The organism is Mesorhizobium sp. M7A.F.Ca.CA.002.05.1.1 (genome assembly GCF_003998335.1).
GTDB lineage: Bacteria > Pseudomonadota > Alphaproteobacteria > Rhizobiales > Rhizobiaceae > Mesorhizobium.
The window spans coordinates 1-1,338 of the sequence record NZ_RZQI01001228.1 but is presented as its reverse complement, the minus strand read 5'-3'; the positions used below and the strand labels follow the sequence as shown (position 1 = coordinate 1,338).

The 1,338-nt window shown below is 55.0% G+C and carries 1 protein-coding gene; it reads left to right on the top strand.

What is annotated here, in order from left to right:
• The coding region (locus EN939_RS34365) for a glucosyltransferase domain-containing protein (RefSeq protein WP_206528432.1) at window positions 1–1,337 on the top strand (1,337 nt) is incomplete at its 5' end.
• Between the last annotated feature and the right edge of the window lies 1 nt (window position 1,338).

The window sequence follows — 1,338 nt, the reverse complement described above, 5'->3', positions numbered from 1 at the left end:
AGAGGTTCCTTATTCCTCATCCGGTAATGCCTTTCTTGGCTCCAGCTGTCTTTGGCGCCGGTTGCGTGGCCGCCTACCTCCTCGTCATGGATGTCATTAACAAGCAAGAGCTCTCCATCGCTGAGTACGCATGTTTTGCGATTTTCTGTGCTTTCCCGACCTGGTTTTTTATCGTCGAATTTTATTCAAACATTGCCGCTATCGGCGTCGGCCTGTTCGCGACCGCTCTAGCGCTTTGGCTGATCCGCAAGGAGGAGGTTTCCCCACTCAGCCCTCGCTTTCTCGGAGCTGTGGGAGTCGGCGCCTTCGCCATCTCGATCTACCAGAGTTTCGCACCGGCAATTCTGGTCCTGGGCATCGCGATCTCAATTCTGCAAGCACGGGCAGGAAGGAGCGAATCGCTGCCAAAAGACCTGCTTCGGACCGGTATTCTGCTGGCTGGTGCCATATTGTTCTATGTCGTCGGCGATGCCATTTTCAGATCGTTCACCCCCGCTAGAAACGAGTATTTCGACTCGCTTTCCCAGCCTGGCTTTTTGCTTCAACATCCGGCCACAGTTATTGGGCGTGTGCTTGGAGCGATAGGCGGGATCTATGGTCTGGACCGGCGCACATATGACGTCGCGTTGTGGGCAATTCCGCTCTTGTTGATCCTTGGCGGTTGGGCGCTATTGAAGGAATTGCCCCGCTCGAAATTGCTGTTGACGGCAATTGCCTTCGCTTCATTGCTTATTCCCTTCGGCTTTCACCTCCTCGCTGCGGGCAGCATGCCTGTCAGGAGCCTCGTCGGGGTTCCGATTGCAGTTTGGATGTTTGCCTATGTCGCGGTGACGAGCAGAGAATCGAGAACCCGCGTAGCCTCAACCATCTTGATGGCCGTGGCAATTTTCCAAATTCTGGTGGCCCAGAACTATCGTCAGGCGTCTAACTATCTGGTCGACAAGCATGATACACTCATGGCGGGCGCCATCTTCGACAGGCTGTCGGCCGCGCGCGGTTTTGATGTAAAGCGCAGCTATGCTCTGAGCGTGTTTGGCGCCCAGCCATTTGTGACCAACTATCCCAAGCAGCCCGGCTCGACAGTCGGCCACTCGTTCTTCGAATGGGACGGTGGCAACGGTTGGCGCATCGCTTATTACATGAAATTGCTCGGCTACTCCAATTTGAACGGTGCTACCCCAGATCAGGTTGACCAGACGATTGTTCGTCTTTCGGCGATGCCGGTATGGCCAGCCCCCGGTAGTGTGGAAATCCAGGGCGACATTGCGCTGATAAGGCTCGGTGAGATGCCCAGCTACGCAAATCAGCAAGCCCTTGCAAAAGTTACCAATCGATAAG